Origin of the sequence: Pseudomonas azadiae (genome assembly GCF_019145355.1) — a bacterium.
GTDB lineage: Bacteria > Pseudomonadota > Gammaproteobacteria > Pseudomonadales > Pseudomonadaceae > Aquipseudomonas > Aquipseudomonas azadiae.
In genome coordinates this window covers 2,865,759-2,888,740 of sequence record NZ_JAHSTY010000001.1, presented here as the reverse complement: position 1 = coordinate 2,888,740, position 22,982 = coordinate 2,865,759, and the positions used below count along the sequence as shown (strand labels likewise).

At 62.9% G+C, this 22,982-nt stretch carries 17 protein-coding genes; 5 read left to right on the top strand and 12 right to left on the bottom strand.

Annotated elements, in window-relative coordinates; translation table 11 throughout:
- Position 1: 1 nt before the first annotated feature.
- From pbpC to KVG91_RS13150, 3 genes are all read right to left on the bottom strand, one after another.
- Positions 2-2,299 (bottom strand): penicillin-binding protein 1C, encoded by a 2,298-nt coding sequence (gene pbpC, locus KVG91_RS13160; protein ID WP_169375280.1) that lies wholly within the window; start codon positions 2,297-2,299, stop codon positions 2-4.
- Positions 2,280-8,084, bottom strand: a complete 5,805-nt coding sequence (locus KVG91_RS13155; RefSeq protein ID WP_169375281.1) for an alpha-2-macroglobulin — start codon at positions 8,082-8,084, stop codon at positions 2,280-2,282. Before KVG91_RS13155 ends, pbpC begins: the two co-directional genes overlap by 20 nt.
- A gap of 77 nt (positions 8,085-8,161) precedes the next feature.
- On the bottom strand, positions 8,162-8,791 hold the full coding sequence (locus tag KVG91_RS13150; RefSeq protein WP_169375282.1) for a LysE family translocator: 630 nt from the start codon (positions 8,789-8,791) through the stop codon (positions 8,162-8,164).
- 126 nt (positions 8,792-8,917) lie between these two features.
- Between KVG91_RS13150 and KVG91_RS13145 the strand changes: the two genes are divergently transcribed.
- A complete protein-coding gene (locus KVG91_RS13145; protein ID WP_169375283.1) occupies positions 8,918-9,400 on the top strand; it encodes an Lrp/AsnC family transcriptional regulator in 483 nt (160 codons plus the stop codon).
- Between the two features lie 143 nt (positions 9,401-9,543).
- Here the strand turns inward: KVG91_RS13145 and KVG91_RS13140 are convergent, their stop codons facing one another.
- The 9 genes from KVG91_RS13140 to KVG91_RS13100 all read right to left on the bottom strand — a co-directional run bounded on the left by KVG91_RS13140 (position 9,544) and on the right by KVG91_RS13100 (position 16,833).
- Positions 9,544-9,744, bottom strand: a complete 201-nt coding sequence (locus tag KVG91_RS13140; RefSeq protein WP_169375284.1) for a DUF3077 domain-containing protein — start codon at positions 9,742-9,744, stop codon at positions 9,544-9,546.
- A 199-nt stretch (positions 9,745-9,943) separates the two neighbouring features.
- On the bottom strand, positions 9,944-10,219 hold the full coding sequence (locus tag KVG91_RS27575; protein ID WP_256664820.1) for a mobile mystery protein B: 276 nt from the start codon (positions 10,217-10,219) through the stop codon (positions 9,944-9,946).
- 301 nt (positions 10,220-10,520) lie between these two features.
- The gene (locus KVG91_RS13130; RefSeq protein WP_169375285.1) at positions 10,521-10,985 is read right to left on the bottom strand and encodes a helix-turn-helix domain-containing protein; all 465 of its coding nucleotides are present in this window, start codon (positions 10,983-10,985) and stop codon (positions 10,521-10,523) included.
- A 161-nt stretch (positions 10,986-11,146) separates the two neighbouring features.
- Positions 11,147-12,079, bottom strand: coding sequence for a phosphatidate cytidylyltransferase (locus tag KVG91_RS13125; RefSeq protein ID WP_076952145.1), 933 nt, complete (start codon positions 12,077-12,079; stop codon positions 11,147-11,149).
- A 1-nt stretch (position 12,080) separates the two neighbouring features.
- The gene (locus tag KVG91_RS13120) at positions 12,081-12,701 is read right to left on the bottom strand and encodes a lysophospholipid acyltransferase family protein (RefSeq protein WP_169375286.1); all 621 of its coding nucleotides are present in this window, start codon (positions 12,699-12,701) and stop codon (positions 12,081-12,083) included.
- Positions 12,702-12,710: 9 nt separating this feature from the next.
- A complete protein-coding gene (locus KVG91_RS13115; protein WP_169375287.1) occupies positions 12,711-13,154 on the bottom strand; it encodes a hypothetical protein in 444 nt (147 codons plus the stop codon).
- Positions 13,144-14,442: a phosphatase PAP2/dual specificity phosphatase family protein gene (locus tag KVG91_RS13110; protein ID WP_169375288.1), complete on the bottom strand. Its 1,299-nt coding sequence runs from the start codon at positions 14,440-14,442 to the stop codon at positions 13,144-13,146. The genes KVG91_RS13115 and KVG91_RS13110 overlap by 11 nt, the downstream gene beginning before the upstream one ends.
- A 2-nt stretch (positions 14,443-14,444) precedes the next feature.
- Positions 14,445-16,199 (bottom strand): bifunctional alpha/beta hydrolase/class I SAM-dependent methyltransferase, encoded by a 1,755-nt coding sequence (locus tag KVG91_RS13105; RefSeq protein WP_169375289.1) that lies wholly within the window; start codon positions 16,197-16,199, stop codon positions 14,445-14,447.
- A 10-nt stretch (positions 16,200-16,209) separates the two neighbouring features.
- Complete coding sequence (locus tag KVG91_RS13100; protein WP_169375290.1) at positions 16,210-16,833, bottom strand: CDP-alcohol phosphatidyltransferase family protein; 624 nt, start codon at positions 16,831-16,833, stop codon at positions 16,210-16,212.
- A 333-nt stretch (positions 16,834-17,166) separates the two neighbouring features.
- On the opposite strand from KVG91_RS13100, the gene hflK (KVG91_RS13095) reads away from it, so the two are divergent.
- From hflK (KVG91_RS13095) to KVG91_RS13080, 4 genes are read left to right on the top strand one after another with little or no spacing between them, the layout of a single operon-like run.
- Positions 17,167-19,071, top strand: a complete 1,905-nt coding sequence (gene hflK / locus KVG91_RS13095; protein WP_169375291.1) for a protease modulator HflK — start codon at positions 17,167-17,169, stop codon at positions 19,069-19,071.
- A gap of 12 nt (positions 19,072-19,083) precedes the next feature.
- On the top strand, positions 19,084-20,064 hold the full coding sequence (gene hflC, locus KVG91_RS13090) for a protease modulator HflC (protein WP_169375292.1): 981 nt from the start codon (positions 19,084-19,086) through the stop codon (positions 20,062-20,064).
- Positions 20,061-21,095 (top strand): protease modulator HflK, encoded by a 1,035-nt coding sequence (gene hflK, locus KVG91_RS13085; RefSeq protein WP_169375293.1) that lies wholly within the window; start codon positions 20,061-20,063, stop codon positions 21,093-21,095. Before hflC ends, hflK (KVG91_RS13085) begins: the two co-directional genes overlap by 4 nt.
- Positions 21,092-22,978, top strand: coding sequence for a cation-translocating P-type ATPase (locus tag KVG91_RS13080; RefSeq protein WP_169375294.1), 1,887 nt, complete (start codon positions 21,092-21,094; stop codon positions 22,976-22,978). The genes hflK (KVG91_RS13085) and KVG91_RS13080 overlap by 4 nt, the downstream gene beginning before the upstream one ends.
- The last annotated feature ends 4 nt before the right edge of the window (positions 22,979-22,982 follow it).

Genomic DNA, 22,982 nt, shown 5'->3' with positions numbered 1-22,982 from the left:
TTCACGGCACAAACTCCACCTTCAACCCCCGACTCGCACTGCGCCCCTGGTCATCACTGACCCGCAACCGATACTCCCCCGATTTCCCCGGCCGCCAGTTCAGCGTGCTTTGCGGCGGGCCCTGGCCGATCAAGGTTTGATCGGCAAACCAGTACAGCGTCGTCGCATCGCTGGCCGCATTGGCATTCAGCGGGATGCTTTCCTGTGGCTGGGAGAGGCGCAGTTGGTAGCTCACCTGGGTCAGCGGCGAACGGATCTGGGGTGCTTCGCTCTGGTCGCTGATGCGGTTTGGCTGGCAGTTTTTCATCACGTTGGGCGGCGTGCGTCGGGGCAGGCCGGCGGCGCGGTAGAGGCGTTGCACGTCGCTGGGCCAGAATTCGAAAACTTCTTCGCGGGTGTACTGTGGGTCGAACGGCGGACACGCAGCCTTGCCGGTGCGAGTATCGATGAGCACCGGGCGGTGCAGGTTGGAGACGCGAATCGGCGAAACGCCGGGGATATACCAAGTCTTGCGGGTTTGCGGGCACCAGCGGTTGGGCAACTCGCCGGAGGCGGCGCAGACGTCGATGCGCACCAGGCCGGCGGGTGGCTTATCCGGCTTGATTACCACGTTGGGCAAGGCCAGGGGCAGGGCGTCGGCGATGCGGAAGAACAATGGCGCGGCGGTCTTGGCGCCGATAAATGCCGGGTTCGGCCGGCCATCGAAATTGCCTACCCACACCACCAGCACGTACGGACCGACCAGGCCGGCGCTCCAGGCATCGTGGAATCCCCAGGAGGTGCCGGTTTTCCAGGCGGTACGCCAGTGGCGGCCAGGCAGGCCATCCGGGCGCGGGTTGCGGCGCAACATGTCACGCACCATGAACGCGGCCTGGGGCGTCAGCAGTTGGGCGCCGGTGGTTTGGGGCTGTTCCTGCAAATAGCGCAAGGGTCGCAGATGCCCGTCGCCGGCGAGCATCACATACAGCCGCGCCAGTTCTTCCGGGGTCATCTCGCCGCCACCGAGGGCCAAGGCCAGGCCATAGTGGCTTTCATCGCGCAGGCCTTTGATGCCGGCGCGTTGCAGAAGCCCATACAAGGAAGGCGATTTGAGTTGGCTGGCCAACCATACCGCCGGGATGTTGCGACTACGGATCAGCGCATCCCGCGCTGTCAGCGGCCCGACGAAACTGCCGTCGAAATTTTCCGGCTGGAAGTAGCCGAAGTTACTTGGCAGGTCCTTGAGGATACTCATGGGGTGGATCACCCCTTGGTCCAGTGCCAGCCCGTACAGGAAGGGCTTGAGCGTCGATCCCGGAGAACGCCTCGACAGCACGCCGTTGACCTGACCGTGAATGCCTGTGGATAAGTAATCTGCCGAACCCACCAGCGCTTTGACGCTCTGGTCGCGGCTGTCCACCAGAATCGCCGTGGCGTTTTCCACACCTGTGCTGCGCCGCTCGGCGATGAAACCGCTGATCAAGCGCTCAAGCAATTGCTGCAACGGCAGGTTAAGCGTGCTGTTCAACTCGTTGCCCACCTGGGATGCCAGCAACTGCTCGCTCAGGTGCGGCGCCAGGAACGGGATCTGCTGGCGGTTGCGTGCTTCCAGGGGCAAGTCCAGCAAACTGTCGTTACGCGGGTCCTGTGGATAAGTCTCGCGCCAGTCAGCCATCAACCGCAGCCGTGCATGTTGCAGCGACGGCCCGAAGCGCGCGCGCCGTCCCGGCTGTTGCGGAATCACCGCCAACGCCAGCGCCTCGGACAACGACACCTGTGCCGCCGACTTGCCGAAGTAGATGCGGCTGGCCGCTTCGGCACCTTCGATGTTGCCGCCCATGGGCGCCAGGTTCAGGTAGGCCTCAAGGATGTCGTGCTTGCTGTAACGCGCCTCCAGCCACAGCGCCAACGCCATCTGCTGCAACTTGCCCGGCACTTGGCGGGTATTCAAATCCCACAAGCGCCGCGCCAATTGCATGCTCAAGGTCGAGCCGCCCTGGCGCAAGCCACCGCTGTAGGTGGCCATGGCCGCGCGCAGCAACGCCGGAGGATTGATCCCAGGATGCCAGTAGAAATTGCGGTCTTCCTTGAGCAGCAAAGCTTCGACCAATGACGGCGACATGCGCTCGAGGGGCAGCCACAGGCGGTATTGGCCGTCAGCCGCCAATGTCATGCGCAGCAGCGAGCCGTCGTCGGCCAACACCACCCGTGACGAGGTCACCGCCTGTTCCAGCGGGGCATGAGGCCAAAGCCTCAGCCCCACTAGTACCGCTGCCGCTGCGAACAACGGCGTGAGGCGTTTAAGGCTTGGTAATTTCAAGCTGGCCTACTTTGCCGCGCCCTTGCAGGGTGGTTTCGTACATGCCTTCGGCGTAGGCCGGTGGCGTATTGAAGGTCCCCGCGTTGGTAGCCCGTACGCGGTAGACGAACGTGCCTGCATCACGCAGCGCGGTGCCGTACAACACCACCCGATCATCACGAACGTCCACGTAGTCCGGCTGCCAGTCGCTCAGCTCGGTTTCGCCGATGGGCGCTTGCCAGGCGTGTTCTTCCTGGCCGTCCTCTTCCACATAGTCCGATTCTTCGCCCTCGCTCTCCTCGCTGCTGGCGGCTTCCGGCTCCGGCGGCAAGTTATACACAGGCTCGACGCCACCCGGCAGCAGGTCGACCACGGCCACTTGCTGCACCTGGTCGCGGTCGGTGGCACGCAGTCGCAGGCGCACCAGGAACTCGTCACCCACGGCCACTGTTTTTACCGGCTCGCCTTTGAGGTCGAGGTATTCGTGGATGATTTCCAGGCCATTGTTGATCGGCTTGAGCTTGGCGCCCTTGTCGAAACCGGCTTCGCTGAGCATGTAGAACGCGGCCGGGCCGTCGGATTTTTCCATGACCAGCTTTTGCGTGTTGCCTGGCACGGCAGCGCGCGGTGGCTGACCGGCCATCTCCAGTAAATGCTGCTGCTTGTCACCCAGCCAGGCGGTCGCCTTGAGGGTCATGTCGCTTTGCGCACGCTGGCCGTAGTTGTCCAGGGCGCGCAGCAGCAGGGCCGCGGACAGCGAGTTGTAACGCTGCTCGTTGAGGCGCTTGCCGAGTTTATCCAGCAGCGCGGCGGGCACGTCGTCCAGCAACTCGGGGAAGTGGCGCGCCAGCAGGTGAAGGTGTTCGGCATCATGCACCAGCGGGTCGTAGTACAGCCCGTCGCTGTCCCACTTATCCACAAGGGCGCGCCATGGGATTTTGCGGAACAGCGTATCGGCCTGGCGATCCTGCTTGAGCAGTTTGTAGCTGGCCGCCAGGTAGGCAGCGCCGAGGTCGTTCTGCCAGGTGTCCTTGAAGTAGCGCTCGTAGCGCTCGCGGATATCGCTCAGCGCGCCACTCACCAGAATTCCCTGACGGCTCAGCAGGTAACTGGCGTAGGCACGGTTGCGCAATTCCGACAGGCCTTCGCTAGGACCGTTGGCCAGGTCTGTCAGATAGGCATTGGAGCGCACCAGCAGGTCTTCCGGTACCGGCAGCCCGCGTTCCTTGGCTTCGATCAGGAAGTCGGTGGCGTACAGGCTGGCGTACGGCGCCACGTCCGGGTTGGCCGCCCACAATCCAAAGCCGCCGGCCTGGTTCTGGCGTTGGCGCAGCATGCGCACGGCGCTGCCGAAGGCTTGTTCGGCTTCAGGTGCGTTGCCGCCCCAGATCAAGGCCGGCATGGCTTTGGACACCAACTGCTCGGTGCAGGCGTAGCCGTAGTCATCCAGGTAATGCTTGAGGCCGTTGGCCCACACCAGCGGCGAGGCCGCTACGCCCAGTTGAACGTCGCGCAACTGGCCGAACAGCTCGCGGGTGGGCTTCAGTTCTTTGCTGGCGCTGTCGAAGCGGCCCAGGCTCAAGGCCACGCGGTGTTCGCTCAGCGGGCGGATCGAGGTGGTTTCCGCCACCTGGATACGTTTGCCGTTGGGCAGCACCGCGACAAACCGCAGGTCCGCCGAACCGAGGGTGTCGCCGACCTTGATCTTGAACTCGGCGGTGCCTTCCTTGCGCGGTTGCAGCGACAGGGTGCTGCCCTTGTCGCCCTGCACCTTGAGGCCATCGCTGGTTTGCAGTTCAAACTTCACGTCTGCCGCTGCGTCGAGGTTGCTGAATACCCCGGCGCTGACATTGAACACGTCCCCAGGCGCTACAAAGGCTGGCACGTTTGGCGTGATCACGATCGGCCCGCGCACCTCGGTATTGGCTTCGCTGACTCCGACGCTGTCGCTGTCCACCGCGACTGCAAACAGATGCAGCTTGCCATTGAAGCTGTCCGGAACCTGGTAATGCAGCACGGTTTCGCCAGCCGGCAAGTCCACCAATCCAGACCACCACGCCACCGGAGGCTGATGTTTACGTTTGAACGGATTCAGGTGATTGGCCAGGGCGCCGTCCGTATCGCCACCGGGCGCTGCGCCACTGAGCAGGCGGCTGAATTCCGGCAGGATCAGGTCGAGAATCTGACTGGTGCCGACCTCCAGCGCACGCTTCTGGAAGAAAAAGCCCAGTGGGTCCGGCGTCTGGTAGCGCGCCACTTGCAGGATGCCTTCGTCCACTGCATACACCACGGCGCGGCCCGGGCGGTCGGCGGTGACCTTGATGTCGAGCATTTGCCCAGGCTCGATTTTCGCCGGGCCCTCGACTTTCAGCGCCATGCGCCGCGCATCCAGGTTGATGCTGAACGGCACCACGCCGTAGGACAGCGGGCTCATGTACACCTCGGACGAGCCCATATCGCGCACAAACTGCACGTTGACGTAGGCATTGCCTTCAAGCCCGGCAGGAACACGGATATGTTGCACGCTGTTGGTGCTGTCGGCCTTGAACCACTGCTGGGTATACACCTTGTCGCGTTCGATGGTGATCAAGCCGGCACCGGTATAGGGCGCGCGGATGCTGATGGCGATCTCATCACCGGTGGCGTAGCTGCGTTTATCCAGGCGCAGTTGCAGCTCGGCGTTGCGTTCCAGGGAGCGCGACGTGTTGCCACGGCCGGCCACGCTGTAGTCGATCTGGTTGAGCAGGTTACCGTTGGCGTCCTTCAGTTGCAGGGTGAAATCCCCCGGCGTGCCAGTGTTCAGGGTCTGCTTGGCGCCTTCCTTGGTCATCACCAAAGGTGAAGCCGGCTGGCTGATGTTCTTGATGCGCGACTCGTATTTGTAGGTGCCATTGGATTGCTTGACCAATACCGACACGTAACGGTGTTCCACCACTTCGCTGGTCAGGCCGTCCACCGCCAGCGGCGTCAGGTCTGGCGCGACGGCCAGCCATTGCACTTGGCGTGGCGCGTCCTTGGCGACGTACGACAGCGAATCCTGACTTTTCACACCGATCAGGTAGGGCGCGGACGACACCAGCAGCGCACTTTGCGCTGCCACATTGCGCCCGCCTTCGGCCTCGAACACCTGGGTCATCACCTGCAGGCGATACGTGCTGTTGGCGAAGCGTTGCAGGTTGAGGTCGAGCACGGCCTGGCCGTTGTCGTCCACGGCGGTTTCGGCCAGGTCTTCGGTGCTGGCGTCTTCCAGGGCGTCGTTGAGGCGGAAGCGGTAATCGGGATAGCGGTCAAACGCCGCGAGCGTGGGGCTCAGGGACATTTTGGCAGTCACGCGGCGGCCCGACGCCGGAGCGCCGAACAGGTGCATGGCGGTGACTTTGGCCACGACCTGGTTCGGTGGTATCCAGCCTTGCACGGGCGTGTCGTGCAGGCTCAGGCTGACCTTCATGCGGTCCGGTTCGAAGTCGCGGACCTTGAAGCTCACGCTGCCCAAGTCGGTGCGGGTCTGCTTCTGGCCAATCAACTGCAAGGTCGCGGTGTAGTCCCCGGCGGGGGCGACTTCGCTGCTGGGGAAGTCAAAGGTTTCAAAACCGCTGGCGGACAGTTTCAACGGCTGGCGAATCACTTCCAGGCCCCGCGGATCGGTGATTTGCAGTTCCACCGGCAGGCCTTGCAGCGCGCCTTTCCAGTTGCCGCTGCGCACGATCATGCCCAGGTGCGCGGTTTCGCCGGGCCGGTACAGGCCACGGTCGGTGAACAGGTAAGCGCTGAGGCGATCAATCGCACCGTCTTCCTCCAGGCCGCCGACGTCGAAACGCGACAAATCCAGCTGCTGTGACTGACGGGCGATAGGCAGGAAGGACTGGTCATTGCCGCGAGTGACTACATACATCAGCGGCGTTTTCTCACGGCGCAATTCATCCAGCTTGGCGAAATGCGCGTGGCCTTCGCCGTCGGTGTGGCCGCTGGCGACGGGCAAACCGTTGCGGCCGATGATGTCGACTTGCGCATCGGACACCGGCGACCCATTGCCGATGGACTGCACATACACGTCATGGCTGCCATCACTGGAGCGTTTGGCGATGATGCCAAGGTCGGTCACTACGATAAAACGCAGGTCGCTGGTGCTGGTGCGCTCGTATTCGAACGTGCGCTCGGCGGGGTCATCCTGCGGGCTGAGCTTGAGCACAAAAATGCCGCGACGGCCGCCGTTGGCGGTCAGGTAGTGGCTGAGGTCGACGTTGTCGTAGACGGTTTTCGCCGGGTCATTGGAGGACAGCGCAATGTCGAGCGACTGGCGCTCGACCATGCGATCGAAGTATTCGTTGCCGAAGTTCGGCCGGGCAAAGCTGCCGCTGCTCTGGTCCACCAGATGTTGCAACTGGTTAGGCAACAGGCGCGCGATTTCCACATGGGCGCCGGGTACGCCTCGGGCCATGAAGCCCAGGCGTTTTTCACCGGTGAGGCTGAGCAAGGCGCCGTCGGACAGGAACTGCAAGGTGCGCGGGTACGCGGGCATGCTGATCAGCGACGCCGTCGGATTCTTCGCCAGATAGCCGCCGATGGCTTCCAGGTTGGCGGGCACGCGCACATACACGGCGCGGCCGGCCGGAGCCTTGAATTTGAAGGCATGCAGGGTGTTCAACGGTTCGACGCTGGGCACATGGGCCAGGTTGAGCTTGGTGCTGCGGGCGAGCAGGGCGTCGTCGATATCGTTGCTGCTGTAAGGACGCGTGTCGTCCTGGGCTTTTTCCGGCAACAGCCAGGCCTGAACCTTACCGGCGATGGTGTCATCGGCCACGGCGCTGGAGCTGCTGAACATCAGCACCGGCTCCGGCTCGCTGCGCTCGTTGTCCACGAAGCTCACTTCGGCCGCGGTAAAGGTCAGCCGATAGCGGCCAGGCACGGTGACTTCCGCCACCAGCGCCGCGTTAGTGGCGTTGCCGCCGTCGCGCGCCTTGATGCCTTCGTCGAGCTTGGCGCTCACGGGCGTGCTTTCCAACGGCGTGGCCAGGGCGGCGGAGCGCACATAAGCGTTGAGTTTTTTCTCGTCGAACGTAATTTCCGGGCCGTTGGGCAACCGGGCGTCGCGGTAGGCCAGGCCTTTGCCCAGGGTAACCGTTACCCGTTTGCGCAGGGTGTCTTCATCCACCGGGTGGGTAAAACGGAAGGTTGCCACCAGCTGTTTCAGCGTCGGGTTGGACGGGTCCTGGTACAGCTCGTTTTGCGCCAGGGTGGCACGGAATGGTTGAGTGGAAAACTGCGTGCTGTATTGGTCCAGCAGCACGCCGTCCGCCAGCAGGTCGCGCTTGGCCAGATCGAGGGTGAAATGGGCGTCGATGGGCCAGTCTTTTTCAGGTACGAACTGCAAGGTGCGGTCGTCGGACCAGCGCCAGGTGCCGGCGACGCTCGGTTTGAGCGTAATGCCCTCGGTAACCGGCTTGCCGATGGCCGCCAGCGGGGCCACGGATTCGCCAAAACGCACCTGCAAGTTATCCACAACCGGGGTTTGTTGGGTGTAATCGGTGAGATTCGGTTTGTGCAGCGAGTAACTCGCGGTATGCGGCTGCGGCAGGTTGGAATACCAGTGCCAGCCGTAGAACCCCGCGGCGGTGAGCAACACCAGGCCGAGTACGCCGGCACTGGTCTGGCGCGGATAGGCGCGAGCCTTCGTGCCCAGGTTCCCCACCCCACGTCCGATTGCACGCAGCCAGAACGGCGGATGCCATTGGCCAAGGACGGCTCCCACCACACTGGATAACGCGCCGAAAATACGGCGGCTGAGCGCTTTGAACGAATCGAACATGGTGGGCATCCCTGGCTAAGTGCGGCGTATCTTACACGCGTCTTTGCTCCAAAAGATGACGACAATCCGCCGTACCGCTAGGCGTGTTGCACAAAAGTGAGGCGCACCGCAAAACCGATCAAAAGACTGCCGAACAACCACTGCTGCATACGCTGTGCAGAGCGGTTGCGCGCCAGCCATTGGCCGAGGCGCGCACCGGCCAGGGCGTAGCAACAGTCGAAGACGAAACCGACCGCCACCAGCATCGCGCCCAGCAACGCAAACTGCGCCGCCACCGGGCCGGCTTGCGGGTTGATGAATTGCGGCAGCAGTACCGAACAGAACAGCAGGGCCTTGGGGTTTAGCAGATTGGTCAACAGGCCACGCTGCAGGGCTTCACGCCAGGCATGAACCGGCGTAGCTGAAGTTGTGGCGTCGAGGGGCAGCAGCCCGTTCGCCCGCAGGCATTGCACGCCCAACCACAACAAATAGGCCGCGCCACCCAGGCGCACTGCGTCAAAGGTCCAGGGCGCCACCTTGAACAAGGTCGCCAGCCCCATGCCCGCCAGCGCCACATGGCACGCCCGAGCGATCCCCAGGCCAAGCGCCGTGGTCAGTGCCAAGGCCTTGCCCTGGCGCGCGCCGGTTTGCAGCAACAGAATCATGTCCGGCCCGGGCAATAGGAAAGCCACTGCAAGAGCCGCCAGAAATAACCAGAGTTGCGCCATGTTTCACCCCCTTGTGTGTCGCCCAATTCTAGGGCCGGAGGGCGGGGCAGGTGCTTGCGTAGTCAGCCGGAAAAGCGTCTAGTCTTGGCACTATCTGCCACAGGTGAGCTTAACGGCCATTCACTTATGCCAAATCTCAAACTTGATGCGTTTGACCGCAAGATTCTCGAAGCCCTGCAACGCGATGGGCGCTTGAGCAATGTGCAACTGGCCGACGAGATCGGGCTGTCCGCTTCACCCTGCCTGCGACGCGTGCGTCTGCTGGAAGAGGCCGGCGTGATCCGAGGCTACCAGGCCACGCTTGACCGCGATGAAGTGGGCCTGGGGATGATGGTATTTGTAGGGGTCAAGGTGGAGCGGCATAACGACACCGAGGCTAACGCTTTTCGTGAGGCGGTCACGGCGTTGCCGGAGGTGATTTCGGCGTTTTTGGTGTCGGGGGAATCGGACTTTCTGTTGCAAGTGGTGGTGCCGGATTTGCGCGGGTATGAGCGGTTTGTCACCGGCAGCTTGTTGAAGCTGCCGGGGGTGAGGGACATCCGCAGCAACTTCGCGATCCAGACCGTAAAACCCCCAGGGTCTTTGCCCCTGAGACATTTGCCAGGATAGAGCGCTTGTAGTGAGCGGGCTTGCCCCGCGCTGGGTGGCGAAGCCGCCCCAATCGGACCGCTGCGGTGTGTCAGGTACAACCGGGTCGACTGGTTTGGGGCGGCTTCGCCACCCAGCGCGGGGCAAGCCCGCTCACTACAAGGTTACGGTGGAGTCATGCAGTCCAGTGAACGGTCCACCATGACCTTGGCCATTTCCATCAAGTAGCCGGCGGCTTTAGGTGAATCACTTAGCCCTTCGGCACAGTGGAGCAGGTCTGAGGCGTAGGCCAGGGCGTCTTCCAGGCTTAGGTCGGGATGGGTGGTGAAAAAGTGGTGGGGCGGGTTGGACTTTACTTTGGTCATCTCATTAACTCCAAGTAGTCCAATGTACATTCGAGCGACTAAACCCGGTCACTGAATTGGCAGTGACGAACGCAGACTAGCCATCGAAAAGGCGGGGCACAAGCGGCTGGGATTCTCTAGGAAATGTCCTGCGAAGGAAAGGGACGCAGGGCGTAGGAGACGTAGTTTCGGACTTTGCCCGTCATCCCCAAGCGGCGCTTCAACTACGCACGAATGCCAACAGCAGAGCGTAATCATTGGCATCAGCAGCGCGAAGCGCCTGGATGTAGCGTTGGCGAACTTCGGTCGCGGTCACCAGGTTACTGCGCCCCCAGGAGAAGGGCGCAAGACCACATTGCCTCAGCAGGCAATCAGTCATGAGGCGAGCATGTCTGCCGTTGCCATTTGGGAAGGCGTGTAGCCAAACAAGTCGATGATGAAAGCGCACCGCAACCTCTTCTGCCGGGAAGACGTTGTGCTCCAGCCAATAAGCCATGTTGTCGAGTAACTGACGCAAGTTGACGGCAATCTGCGTCCAGTCACAGCCAATATTTTATCTGATTTGCGGAACGTGCCGGCCCATTTCCATGTGTCGTCGAACATTTTCGTGTGCAGCTCACGGCAGAAATGATCGTTCAGCACATCCAGCTTTTTCTGCCGGGCTATCCAACGTGAGGCTTTTAGGATGTTTTGCGCCTCCCACTCATCCAATTCGCCCTGGGTGGCGATGTGCCTCGGTTTCAGGCCAGCGACTTCGTCGGGGTCGAGAGGGGTTTGGCCGGGTTTAAGTTCCAGTTCTATTGCCATAGGCGTTTCCACGAACCGTCGAGCAGTTCTTTACGGCGTTCATCAATCTGACGTTCGATGAACGCATCGGAAGGCCGTTGATCTTCGAGGCTCATGGAATGTGTGACGCCTAGGATTTCTTGCTTGGCCATCAGTTCGGCGCGGTCTTGTATGACTTCATGCAGAGGCTTTTTGGGGACCAGGCCGTAGACGAGTTCACAGTCCAGTGCTGCCGCTAGCTTTCTCAGCTGTGCGAGCGATATCCGATCTTCGGCCTCGGAGCGTTCGGATTTGGTCAGGGTCACTGAAGAGACGCCTGCAATTTCGGCCTGAGCTCTTAATGAGCGACCTAGGGATTCTCTGATAGACCGCAGCCAACCGCCTTGCGGAACGGGGGTGCCTTTAACGGCATTGAAAGGTTCGATAGCGCGTTCTACTTGAGAAAGGCGCAGCTTGTAGAGATTGGAAGTAACCATGATAAAAGACCTTTGTAAGCTCGTAGGCTATCAATATGGAAATAGATATTAGCCTATAGGCATACAAAAAATACAATAAATAAGCCTATAAGCTAACAATATATACCGTCTTGTTAGCCGATAGGCTTATAAATCAATTCAATTTGTTAGCTTTAAAAAATTCAAGTCCACCAGTACCGCACCAGATGAAAGAAAATCGGCGCCGCAAAACACACCGAATCCAGCCGATCCAGCATCCCACCGTGGCCTTCGATCATGTGCCCCCAGTCCTTCACACCGCGATCGCGTTTGATCGCCGACATCACGATCCCGCCGGCGAACCCCAGCAGGTTGATCAGCAGCGCAATCAGGAATGACTGCCACGGGTTGAACGGCGTGGTCCACCACAGCGCCGCGCCGATCAGGGATGAGAGCAGAATCCCGCCGACAAACCCTTCCACCGTCTTGGACGGTGACAGGTTGGGCGCGATCTTATGCTTGCCGAACAGCTTGCCGCACACGTACTGCAGCACGTCCGACAGCTGCACCACGATCACCAGGTAGGCAATCAGCAGCAGGTTGCGGCCCTCATAACCGGGGATGTCCAATGTCAGCAACGCCGGGACGAAGGACACACAGAACACGGCGATCATCAGGCCCCATTGCACCTTCGAGGCGCGTTCCAGGAAGTGCGTACTGTCGCCGCCCAGGGAGGCAAGGATCGGCAGCAGCAGGAACACGTACACCGGGATGAAGATCGAAAACAGCCCGTACCAGTCCGAGTAAATCAGCAGGTATTGCAGCGGCAGCGCCAGGTAGAACGCGGCGACCAGCGCCGGGTAGTCGCTGCGGCGGGTGGGCGTGAGGGTGAGGAATTCGCGCAGGGCGTAGAACGACACCGCGTAGAACAACAGGATCACCGCGCCGGTGCCCAGCCAGAAGGCGATGCCGATCACCACCACCATCACCCACCAGGCGTTGATGCGTGCGTTGAGGTTGTCGATCACCGCATTTTGCGTGCCGCGTGTGCGCAGCTTGAGAATCAGGCCGATCAGCGAGGCGAGCACCAGGATCGCGCCGATACCGCCAAACAACATCAGGGTTTGGCTATCCATGTCAGAAATGCTCCGGAGCGAGGGCGAGCAGGGCGTCGCGGGTGCGGGCGAGAAAGGCGGCCTTGTCTTCGCCGTCTTCCAGGTGCAGCGGCGCGCCGAAGCTGGTGGTGCACAACAGTGGCAGTGGCAGTACGCGGCCTTTGGGCATGACCCGGTTGAGGTTGGCGATCCACACCGGGACCAGTTCGGCCTGTGGGTAACTTTTCGCCAAGTGATACAGACCGCTTTTGAATGGCAGCAGGCCGTCTTCCAGATTGCGCGTACCTTCGGGGAAGATGATCAGCGAGTCGCCGCCTTCCAGCGCGTTGAGCATGGGCTGCAACGGGTTATCCACAGGGTCCTTGCGTTCACGGTCAATCAACACGCCGTTGAACACCCGGTTGATGATGTAGCGACGCAAGACGCTTTTGTTCCAGTAGTCGCTGCCGGCCACCGGGCGCGTGAATTTGCGCAGGTTTTGCGGCAAGGAGGCCCACAACAGGACAAAGTCGCCATGGCTGCTGTGGTTGGCGAAGTAGATGCGTTGCACCGGCACTGGCGCGCAACCCAACCACAGGCTGCGGGCGCCGGTGACGGTGCGGGCCATGGAGGTAATCAGCGTGGCGACCACGGGTTCGAACATGGGGGTTCCTTATCCGGCGAAAGGCAGCCAGGGGCTGGCGAGAATGACGCCCAGGGTCAGCAGCGCTTGCGCGCCCAGCAGCCAGGCTTGTTTGCGCAGCAATTTAAGCGCGCCGCGACGGCGCTCGGTCCAGGGCCGGCCGGCACGCTTGGGCGATTGCAGGCCAAGGGTTTGCAGGGCCTGGTCGAGGTCCGCCGTGCGGTCAATATCGCGGGCCAGCAGGGCGAACAGGTCGGCATCGAAAGCCACGCGCAGCGCCCAATACTTTTGCAACAGCCCGAGGATAATCATCCACAGGCTGAGCAGCAGGCAGATCGGCGCAATGCTGGCCGTCAGCAGTTGCGCCAGGCCAAACCCGACACCGACCAGCGTCAGGCCTGTGGATAACTGATCCAGCGAACGGCCACGGCGCAGCAGGCTGGCAACGACCTGCAGTTCCATATCAGCGGGCATGGGGCAAACCCTCCAAGGCTTCACGGTGTGCGGGGTGCAGGACCACATCGGCCCGCGCTGTACGAATGATAGCCAGCGCATCCTCTATCGTCGCGGCGCGTGCGGTGTGCAACAGCCAGGCGGCGACGGCGGTGGCGCTACGTGAATAACCGAGAGCACAGCACACCAACAGCGGGCCATTGCAGCGCAGGCGCTCGATGGCTTGTGCGGCCTGCAGGCATTCGGCGGGTGTCGGGGCGATCAAGTCCAGCACCGAGATGGATTGATAGGCGCGGCCCTGTGGATTAATCGGCAATTCGGCGCACAAATCGACGATGGCCTTGAAGGGTTCCTGCTCGCTTGCCGCAGGAACGCGCCCAAGCCAGACGTTATCCACAATCAGGTCGGGCTGTGGATGCTTGCGGGTCCACAGGCGCGAATTGATCCACGCGGCTGCCAGATAGGGCGCATACAGCCAGCGCGCAGCGGGCGTCAACCGACCATCGGCGCGCTTCTGAAAGCCCGTCGCTCCAAGCACGAGATAATTGGCCATGATCAAACCCAGGGAAACCGCCGGCCAAAGTATCCACAACCCACTGCCGCCTATGGCAAAGGCAAGGATCGCCAGTGCCAATGCGCCCAGGCCGTAACGCAGGCCCAGCCGCCAGCGCTTGGGATCCTGCGTCAGCCGGGCATTCAACAGCGGGCTCGGGTGCTCCACCGGCCATAGCCACACGCAAATCCAACCCGCGAGAGCGCCTGTGGGTAAGTCGATAAAGTGATGTTGATAAGTGGTCAGCACCGAAATACCGATCAACGCGAACCAGCCATGCACCAGCCAGCGCCACACACTCTGGGCATGACGCTGATACATGACCCACAGGATCACCAGCAGTGCGATATGCAGCGAGGGCGCCTGGTTGAACGGCTTGTCGAACCCAGCCAGTACCGCGAACAGCCAGCCGAACACGCCATCGAGCTCCGGCCGCTCGAAGGTAAAGCGCAGCGGCCAGATCAGGAAGCAGCTCACCGCAATCACCTGCGCACTCAGCAGGCGCAACGCGTGTTGTTTCAACTCATGCCGGGTGCTGGGCAACAGCAGGGAGAACCCGTAGAGCAGGTCGATGGACCAGTAGGGCACGATGGTCCAGGCCCAGAACGGCATATGGGTTTCCCAGCCGAACACCAGCGTACCGACGTCACTGCGCTGGCTGGTGACCCAGGTTGCAAAGCCGTAGGTGCTGAAAAACAGCGGCGCCAACAGCAGCAGCCACAGCAACGCGGGTTTGAATAAACCGGGTTCGCGCATGCTCAGATCTTCTGCGCCAGGGACACGGTAAAGATGCCCCACTCATCCACACGCTGGGTGATCTTGCGAAAGCCCGCGGCCTCGACCAGTTGGTCCATTTCCGCCTGGCTGCGCCGGCGCATCACCCAGGCCTGGCCCTGGCGGTGGCTGGTCAACGCGCGGGCAATCAGCTCCAGTTGCGGGTGCCACGGTTGGCCGGTGTAGACCAGGTAACCGCCGGGCTCCACCGCTTCGGCCAGCCCGGCCAGCGAACCGCCGACCATGGCGTTATCGGCAAACAATTCATACAACCCGGACACCACCGCCAGGGTGGGCTTGGGCTCCAGCGCCGCCAGATCCAGGCGGTCGAACGCATCACCTTTGACGAACTGCGCGATATCCCCCAGGCCTTTTTCGCGGATCAATGCGCCACCGTCGCGCACGTTGATGTCGCTGTAGTCGCGCAGCAGGATCGATTCCGGCAGCGGCGAAACGCCCTGCAAGGCTTCGAGGATGTAGCGGCCGTGGCCAGCGGCGATATCCACGATGCGCACGGCGCGATCATCAGCGCGCAACTTGGCCATGGCCAGGCGCAGCAGCTCCTCGACGTTCAGCTTGCGCTGGCGAATGCCGCGCCAGCCGATGGAGTTGAGGTAGTTGGTGTCGATCATCCGGCCCAGCCCGCCCTTGCCGGTGGGTTGGTTGCGGTACACGTAGTCCAGGGTGCTGCCGGAGTCGAAGCCGGTGTCGAAGCCCAGCTTTACGCCTTCCGACAGGTTTTTGCCCAGGCCCATGCTGGCGCGGGTCATGCGCCAGTACAGGTCGCGCAGGGAGTTGCGCGGCAGCGGCGCGGCAAGGGCTTCGGATTCGGCGCAGGTGGCACCCAATTTGTCGGCATCGAGCAACGAGGCGCGGTCCAGCGGGTATTCGAAGTTCTGCAGGATAAAGCGCCTGGCGCTGTTCACAGCCGTGGCGCGGTCGCGTTCGCCCAGGGTGTCATGGAAAAAACCGGGGAGGATATGCAGCTCTTTTTTCAGGCTGCCCAGGCGGTCGAAAAATTGCTGCTGGGGTTTGCGGTGCACCACGAAGTCGGAGCCGGAGACCAGCAGTTGAGTCGGCACCTGGATCGCCTGGGCGTCGGCGACCACTCGGTCGGCGGCTTCGTACAGACCGAGTAGTACATTCACCGAAATAGCCTTGGTGATCAGCGGGTCAGTGTCGTAGGACGCCACGCGTTCCGGGTCGTGGCTGAGAAACTTGGCCTTGACGTAACTGTTGACGAAAAAGTTGCCGCGAAACCTGCGCATCAGCGCCAGCCCCGGCCGGGCGAACGGTACGTAGAGCTTCACCTTGAACGCCGGCGAGGCGAGCACCAGCGCGCGGATCCTGGGCGCGTAATCATGCACCCACGTCGCGGCAATCACCGCGCCGACGCTTTGGGCGATGACCGCGAGGTTCTCTTCCTCTATGCCATATGCGGCGCCGATGTGATTGCAGAAGGTCTGCACATCGCGCGCGCTGGTGGCGAAGCTCGGGCTGTCACCGCGCTCGCCGGGGGACTGGCCGTGGCCGCGTGCATCCCAGGCGAAGAAGTCGAATTGCGGCAGGTTCAGCTCATTCACCAGATGGGCGATACGCCCCGAATGCTCATGGCCGCGATGGAACAGCACAATTGCCTTGCGCACCTGGCCATCCGCAGGCGCGGTGGCCGGCCAGTGCCGGTAGAAAAGCTCAACGCCATCATGGGTACCGAAGGTGTGCTCTTGCTGTGCGCGCATCGCAAAATCCTTATGCAGAAGGGGAAGGTTCTGGTTGTTCTTTGAGGCCTTGGCGTACGCGGTTGACCAGGGTGTAGGCGAGCAGGGCGGCGACCAGCCACATCACCGCGTCGACCCAAGCCGCGCCGAGCCAGCCCAGCGCCACGCCGGTGGCCAGCACTCCCAATACAAATGCCCGATCGCTCTTGCCCATCGGTCCGTCATAGCGGCGCGACGCGCCCACCATCGGCCCCAACACGCCGGCGTATTCGCTGAACACCGCCAGCAGCGCCACCAGCAGCACCGGCGCCAGGCTCACGCCGGGGATCAGCGCGAAGGGCAGGATCAACGCGCTGTCGGCGATCACGTCGCACAGTTCATTGAGGTAGGCACCGAGGCGCGACTGCTGGCCGAATTCCCGGGCGAGCATGCCGTCGATGGCGTTGAGGGCCATGCGCAGGATCATCCACAGCGGGATCAGCGCAAACAGCCACAGGTGTTGGGCAAAGCTGGCAATCAGCAGGCCGACCAGCAGCGAAACCACGCCGGCCAGCACGGTGATCTGGTTGGCGGTGGTGCCGTTGTCATAGAGGCGCTGCACGAGTGGGCGCAGCAGGTTTTGAAAACGCGGCTTGAGCTGATAGATCGAAATCATGAGGCGTAACGCATCCTTGTCCGTGGACCCGCGAAAAAGTGTCTGGAGTGTGCCGATTAATCGCAGCCTGCACCAGTGATGGCGCGTGTTTATGGGGGTTTAGTCACGGTCTGGAGCTCAATGATGTACCCCTGTGGGAGCGGACTTATGTGGGAGCTGGCTCGCCTGCGATAGCATCACCTCGGTGCAACTGATGGACCGAGGTGTCTGCATCGCAGGCAAGCCAGCTCCCACAAGGGTTTTGGGTTGATTCGAAAGCGGTGTTTAACGAACAAAAATTTCACGCTGCGTGTTATATCGTAACGAATTATGTACGAAGCGGACGTTGAGTGGATGCAAGTGGATCTGGAAGCTGACGGCGCTTCGGTGGAAGGCCTCCCGCGTTTTCAACAGGGTATGTTTCATGCCCGTCGCCTGCGTCAGGCCGGTATTGGCCTGACGGGTTTGGCCGTCGCCGGTTGGGTACTGGCGCTGTTTGTCGCGCTGTTTGCGCCGCTGTCGATCTGGCCGGTGGTGTTGATCAACTGTGCGTCGGCGTTGCTGCTGCTGGTGGCCGGGTTGCAATCGGCGTGGTGGGTGGCCGATTGGCGCGCGCAGGCGTTGGAAGAGCACGCCGTTGACGCGCCGGTTGAAGGAACGGGCTGGTACGCGCGCTTTGTTGCACGCTTCGTCAGTCAGATTGGCACGCCGGTGTTATGGCTATGCGGCTGGTCGCTGCTGGCGCTGGTCAGCGTTATTGAATTCTGGAACCTGGCGCTGCCCGCCGCACCGGTCGGGCAATCGGCAAGCATCGGTGCCGCGCTGGCGTTGGCACTGGCGTTTGGCCTGTTGGTGTTTGAACGTCGGCTGGCTCAGGAAACCGTCGCGCAGTGGCCTGAAGCCTCGCAGCTGGCGCAACTGAGCCGGGTGGCGATTATCTGCCTGCTGATCAGTGCGATTTGCCTGCTGTTTGCCGGGGCTGAGTCCGTCTGGCCGTTACGGTTGGCGGTGTTGATCGGCCTGCTGCCGGCGCTGGTCTCGCTGGAGTTTCTATTCAGGACTGTGTTGTCACTGTTCAGCCCCCGTCAGCCCCGCCTCGAACCACGCCTGATGGCCCACAGTTTCATCGCGGGCTTGCTGCGCTGGCCGCCCCAACCCTTGCTCGCGTTGCAACACGAATTGCATAACCGCTTCGGCATCGACCTGCGCCAGATCTGGGCGTTTACCTACATGCGCAGGGCGTTTTTCCCGGTGTTGCTTGTAGTGCTGGCGGTAGGCTGGGCACTCACCGGCGTGCACGAAGTGCCCCTGCAAGGCCGCGGGATTTATGAGCGCTTCGGTAAACCGGTGCAGGTTTTCGGCCCTGGCTTGCATGCCGGGTTGCCCTGGCCGCTGGGCCGCGTGATCAGCGTCGAAAACGGCGTGGTGCACGAGCTGGCCACCAGCGTCAGCGAAGCCGCCACGCCAGAACTGGCGCCCGCTGAAGGGCCGGCCCCGCTGATCGCCAATCGGTTATGGGACGCCAGTCATGTGAACGACAAATCCCAGGTGATCGCCAGCAGCAGCGGCGACAAGCAGAGCTTCCAGATCGTTAATATGGACGTGCGTTTCGTCTACCGCATCGGCCTCACCGACCAGGCTGCGCTCGCCGCCACCTATAACAGCGCGGATGTACCGAAGCTGATTCGCAGCACCGCCAGCCGCATCCTGGTGCATGACTTTGCCTCGCGCACCCTCGATGAATTGCTCGGCGAGCAACGCACCCTGCTGGCCGCCGAAATCGGCCGCGCCGTGCAGGCGGACCTGCGAAAACTCGACAGCGGCGTGGAAATCCTCGCCACCGTCGTCGAGGCGATCCACCCGCCGGCCGGCGCCGCCAATGCGTATCACGGCGTGCAAGCCGCGCAGATTGGCGCCCAGGCCCTGATCTCCCGCGAGCGCGGCGCCGCCAGCGAGCAAACCAACCAGGCGCTGCTGCTGGCCAGCACCGCCCGCGACCAGGCCCAGGCCACCGCCCGTGAAGTGAACGCGGGCGCCCAAGCCGCCGGCCTGCGATTTGCCGCCGAACAAAGGGCCTACGCCACGGCTGGCCAGGCGTTCGTGCTCGAACACTACCTCGGCCAACTCAGCCTGGGCCTGGCCCACGCCAAGCTGCTTATTCTGGATCACCGCCTGGGCGCCGATGGCGCGCCGACGATCGATCTGCGTTCTTTTACCTTACCGGCCGACCCTTCGGCGCCGCGTAAAGCCGTTCAATAAGGAGTCTGTCTGTTGAGCGTTCATTCCCATGATCATCATCACGGCCATCACCATCATCACCACGGCGATGACCAGGCGGCAGGCCCGTTCCCCTGGCGGCGCATGGCCTGGGCGTTGTTGCTGGTGCTGTTTGCGGTAGCCGCCGCCAGCCTGGTGCAGGTGCGTTCCGGCGAGGCCACCGTGATTACCCGCTTCGGCAACCCGTCGCGCGTGCTGCTGGAGCCGGGCCTGGGCTGGCGCTGGCCGGCGCCGTTCGAAGCGGCGATTCCAGTGGACCTGCGCCTGCGCACCACGTCCAGCGGTTTGCAGGACGTGGGCACCCGCGATGGCCTGCGGATTATCGTGCAGGCCTATGTGGCGTGGCAGGTGCAGGGCGATGCCGACAATGTGCAGCGCTTCATGCGCGCGGTGCAGAACCAGCCGGATGAAGCGGCGCGGCAGATTCGCACCTTTGTCGGTTCGGCGCTGGAAACCACGGCGGCGAGCTTCGACCTGTCCAGCCTGATCAACACCGACGCCAACCAGGTGCGCATTGCCGATTTTGAAGCGCAATTGCGCCAACAGATTGATCAACAATTGCTCACCACGTATGGCGTGCGTGTGGCCCAAGTGGGGATCGAGCGGCTGACGTTGCCGTCGGTGACCCTCACCGCCACGGTCGACCGCATGCGCGCCGAACGTGAAACCATCGCCACCGAACGCACTGCGGTGGGCAAGCGCGAGGCGGCGCAGATCCGTTCCGCCGCCGAGCGCGATGCGCGCATTGTGCAAGCCGATGCCACGGTGAAAGCCGCCGATATCGAAGCGCAATCGCGGGTTGAAGCAGCGCAGATTTACGGGCGTGCCTACGCGGGCAATCCGCAGTTGTATAACCTGCTGCGGTCCCTCGACACCTTGGGCACGGTGGTCACGCCGGGTACCAGGATCATCCTGCGCACCGACGCCGCACCGTTCCGCGCATTGGTGGACGGGCCGAAGGACGTCCAGCCATGACCGAGCGTGACAGCCCCGACAGCCCGTGGATCCAGGCCGGGCGCCTGACGTTCATGGCCTTGTACGCGGTGACGGTGCTGGCGGCGTTGGCCTGGGCGTTTTCCAATGTGCGCCAGATCGACCCGCAGAACCGCGCCGTGGTGCTGCACTTCGGCGCCCTCGACCGTATCCAGAATGCCGGGCTGTTGCTGGCCTGGCCGCAGCCGTTCGAACAGGTGGTGCTGTTGCCCGCCGCCGACCGAGTGATCGAACGTCGGGTGGAGAACCTGCTGCGCTCCGACGCGGCGATCCAGGCCGACCGCGTGGCCAGCTTCGCCACGCCGTTAAGTGATGCGCTGGCCGGTTCCGGTTACCTGCTGACCGGCGACGCTGGCGTGGTGCAGCTGGATGTGCGGGTGTTCTACAAAGTCACCGAGCCTTACGCCTTTGTGTTGCAGGGCGCGCATGTACTGCCGGCCCTGGACCGCTTGGTGACCCGCAGCGCCGTGGCCCTGACGGCGGCGCGCGATCTGGACACGATTCTGGTGGCGCGCCCCGAGCTGATCGGCACCGACAACGGCGCCGCCGAACGCCGTGAGCGGCTGCGCGGTGACTTGGTGCAAGGCATCAATAAACGCCTCGCGGAACTGGCGTCCACGGGCTTGGGGTTGGGCATCGCCGTCACCCGCGTCGACGTGCAATCGAGCCTGCCGGGCCCGGCGGTGAATGCCTTCAATGCGGTCCTCACCGCCAGCCAGCAAGCCGATAAGGCGGTGGCCAACGCGCGTACCGACGCTGAAAAGCTGACCCAGAATGCGGCCCAACAGGCCGATCGCCTGGTGCAAGTGGCGCACGCCCAGGCCAGCGAACGCCTGGCCAATGCCCAGGCGCAAACCGCGACCGTCGCCAGCCTGGCCCAGGTGAAAGACCCGGGCCTGCTGCTGCGCCTGTACCGCGAGCGCCTGCCGAAGATTCTCGGCCAGGCCGGTTCCGTGACCACGGTCGATCCGAAAGACGACGCCCGCTTGATCATCCAGGGAGCCGAACAATGAGCGCACCCATGCTGACCTCTGCCGAGCAGCGCAGCGCCGCGCGGCAATTGACCCTGGCCATGCTGGCTTTGGGCTTGCTGGTACTGGGTCTGGTGTGGCGCGGGTTCGCGCCGGACCAGACGGGTGTGAGCCAACTGCTGCTGGGCGTGGCGTCCCTGCTGGTGGCCGTGCCGGTGATGCGTTCGGCCTGGTACAGCCTGCGGTTTCCCAGCCTGCATGGCATCACCGACCAACTCATCGCCCTGGCCATGCTCGGCGCCTGGGCCACCGGCGATCTGCTGACGGCGGCGTTGTTGCCGATCATCATGATCTTCGGCCACGTGCTGGAAGAGCGCAGCGTGATCGGCTCCCAGGAGGCGATCCATGCCCTGGGCAAACTGACCCGCAGCCATGCGCGCCGGGTGCAGGCTGACGGCAGCATCGTGGAAGTGGACAACGGCACGCTGAACACCGGTGATGTGGTAGAAGTGCGTGCGGGCGACCGGGTGCCGGCCGATGGTGTAGTGCTGTCGGGCCAGGCGAGCCTGGATACGGCGCCGATTACCGGTGAGTCGGTGCCGTTGGAAGCCAGCGTCGGCGTGCAGGTGTTTGGCGGCGCGATCAACCTCGACGGTGTGTTACGCCTTGAGGTGACCCGCACCGGCAATGAATCCACTTTGGGCAAAGTCATTGCGTTGATGCAGAACGCCGAGCGTTCCAAGCCGCCGATCACGCGGCTGCTGGAACGCTATGCCGGCAGCTATATGGTGCTGGTGTTGTTGCTGGCGGCGGTCACCTGGTTTGTGACCCAGGACGCCCAGGCGATGCTCGCCGTGCTGGTGGCGGCATGCCCGTGTGCGTTGGTGTTGTCGGCGCCGGCCACGGCGATTGCCGGTATCGCGGTGGCGGCGCGGCACGGGATTCTGATTCGCAGCTCGGCGTTTCTGGAGGAGTTGGCGGACCTGACCTCATTGGTGGTCGACAAGACCGGCACCCTGACCTTTGGCACCCTGCGCCTGCAATCCATCGACACCGCTGTGCCGGATCGGCAAATCGTCTTGAACCTGGCAGCCAGCCTGGGCTCGGCCAGCAGCCATCCGGTCAGCCGGGCGTTGGCGGTGCTGGCGCCGCAGGAACACAGGCTGGCGCTGAGCGATATCCGCGAGCGCCAGGGCCTTGGGGTGGTGGCGCAAACCGATCAGGGCGAAGCGGCGCTGGGCCGGCCAGAATTATTCGAGCAATTGGGCATCGTCACCACGGCTGTGCCGACTCACGATGGCCCCATCGCCGGGCTGGCGCTGAACGGGCAATTCCTGGCCTGGCTGCTGCTGGCCGATAGCGTCAAGCCGGAAGCCCGCCAAGCCTTGCAAGAGCTGCGTGACCTGGGCCTGGGCCGCCAACTGCTGCTGACCGGCGACCGTCAAAGTGTGGCCGATAGCCTTGCGCTGGAGGTGGGCATCAGTGACGTCGAAGCCCAGGCGTTGCCAGAGGACAAGCTCAACCGCGTGTTGGGCGAGATCGGCAGCGGCTTCCGTCCGATGGTGGTGGGCGACGGCATCAACGATTCCCTGGCGCTCAAGGCCGGAGTGGTCGGCGTAGCCATGGGCGCGGGCGGGGCGGATATCGCCCTGGCGTCGGCGGACGTGGTGCTGATCGGCAGCGACCTGCGACGCCTGGGTACGTGCGTGCGCTTGAGCCGCCAGTGCCGGCAGACGTTGCAGGTCAACGTGATCATCGGCCTGGGTTGGACCTTGGCCATTGTGGTGTTTGCGGCTTTTGGCTGGCTCGGAGCGGCAGGCGCCATGATTGCGGCCGTGCTGCATAACCTCAGTACCTTGCTGGTACTGGGGAATGCCGGGCGTTTGCTGCGCTTCCAGGAGCCACTGTTGAAGCTTGAAGATTGATTTT

What these genes read in the sequence shown, in the direction of transcription:
- KVG91_RS13120 (WP_169375286.1), bottom strand. Translation starts at nt 12,701, where the DNA reads ATGTTCGAACCCGTGGTCGCCACGCTGATTACCTCCATGGCCCGCACC.
- hflK (WP_169375291.1), top strand. Translation starts at nt 17,167, where the DNA reads ATGCAAGTGGATCTGGAAGCTGACGGCGCTTCGGTGGAAGGCCTCCCG.
- KVG91_RS13145 (WP_169375283.1), top strand. Translation starts at nt 8,918, where the DNA reads ATGCCAAATCTCAAACTTGATGCGTTTGACCGCAAGATTCTCGAAGCC.
- KVG91_RS13115 (WP_169375287.1), bottom strand. Translation starts at nt 13,154, where the DNA reads ATGCCCGCTGATATGGAACTGCAGGTCGTTGCCAGCCTGCTGCGCCGT.
- KVG91_RS13150 (WP_169375282.1), bottom strand. Translation starts at nt 8,791, where the DNA reads ATGGCGCAACTCTGGTTATTTCTGGCGGCTCTTGCAGTGGCTTTCCTA.
- KVG91_RS13130 (WP_169375285.1), bottom strand. Translation starts at nt 10,985, where the DNA reads ATGGTTACTTCCAATCTCTACAAGCTGCGCCTTTCTCAAGTAGAACGC.
- KVG91_RS13105 (WP_169375289.1), bottom strand. Translation starts at nt 16,199, where the DNA reads ATGCGCGCACAGCAAGAGCACACCTTCGGTACCCATGATGGCGTTGAG.
- KVG91_RS13140 (WP_169375284.1), bottom strand. Translation starts at nt 9,744, where the DNA reads ATGACCAAAGTAAAGTCCAACCCGCCCCACCACTTTTTCACCACCCAT.
- KVG91_RS13125 (WP_076952145.1), bottom strand. Translation starts at nt 12,079, where the DNA reads ATGGATAGCCAAACCCTGATGTTGTTTGGCGGTATCGGCGCGATCCTG.
- KVG91_RS13110 (WP_169375288.1), bottom strand. Translation starts at nt 14,442, where the DNA reads ATGCGCGAACCCGGTTTATTCAAACCCGCGTTGCTGTGGCTGCTGCTG.
- hflK (WP_169375293.1), top strand. Translation starts at nt 20,061, where the DNA reads ATGACCGAGCGTGACAGCCCCGACAGCCCGTGGATCCAGGCCGGGCGC.
- KVG91_RS27575 (WP_256664820.1), bottom strand. Translation starts at nt 10,219, where the DNA reads ATGGCTTATTGGCTGGAGCACAACGTCTTCCCGGCAGAAGAGGTTGCG.
- KVG91_RS13155 (WP_169375281.1), bottom strand. Translation starts at nt 8,084, where the DNA reads ATGTTCGATTCGTTCAAAGCGCTCAGCCGCCGTATTTTCGGCGCGTTA.
- KVG91_RS13100 (WP_169375290.1), bottom strand. Translation starts at nt 16,833, where the DNA reads ATGATTTCGATCTATCAGCTCAAGCCGCGTTTTCAAAACCTGCTGCGC.
- KVG91_RS13080 (WP_169375294.1), top strand. Translation starts at nt 21,092, where the DNA reads ATGAGCGCACCCATGCTGACCTCTGCCGAGCAGCGCAGCGCCGCGCGG.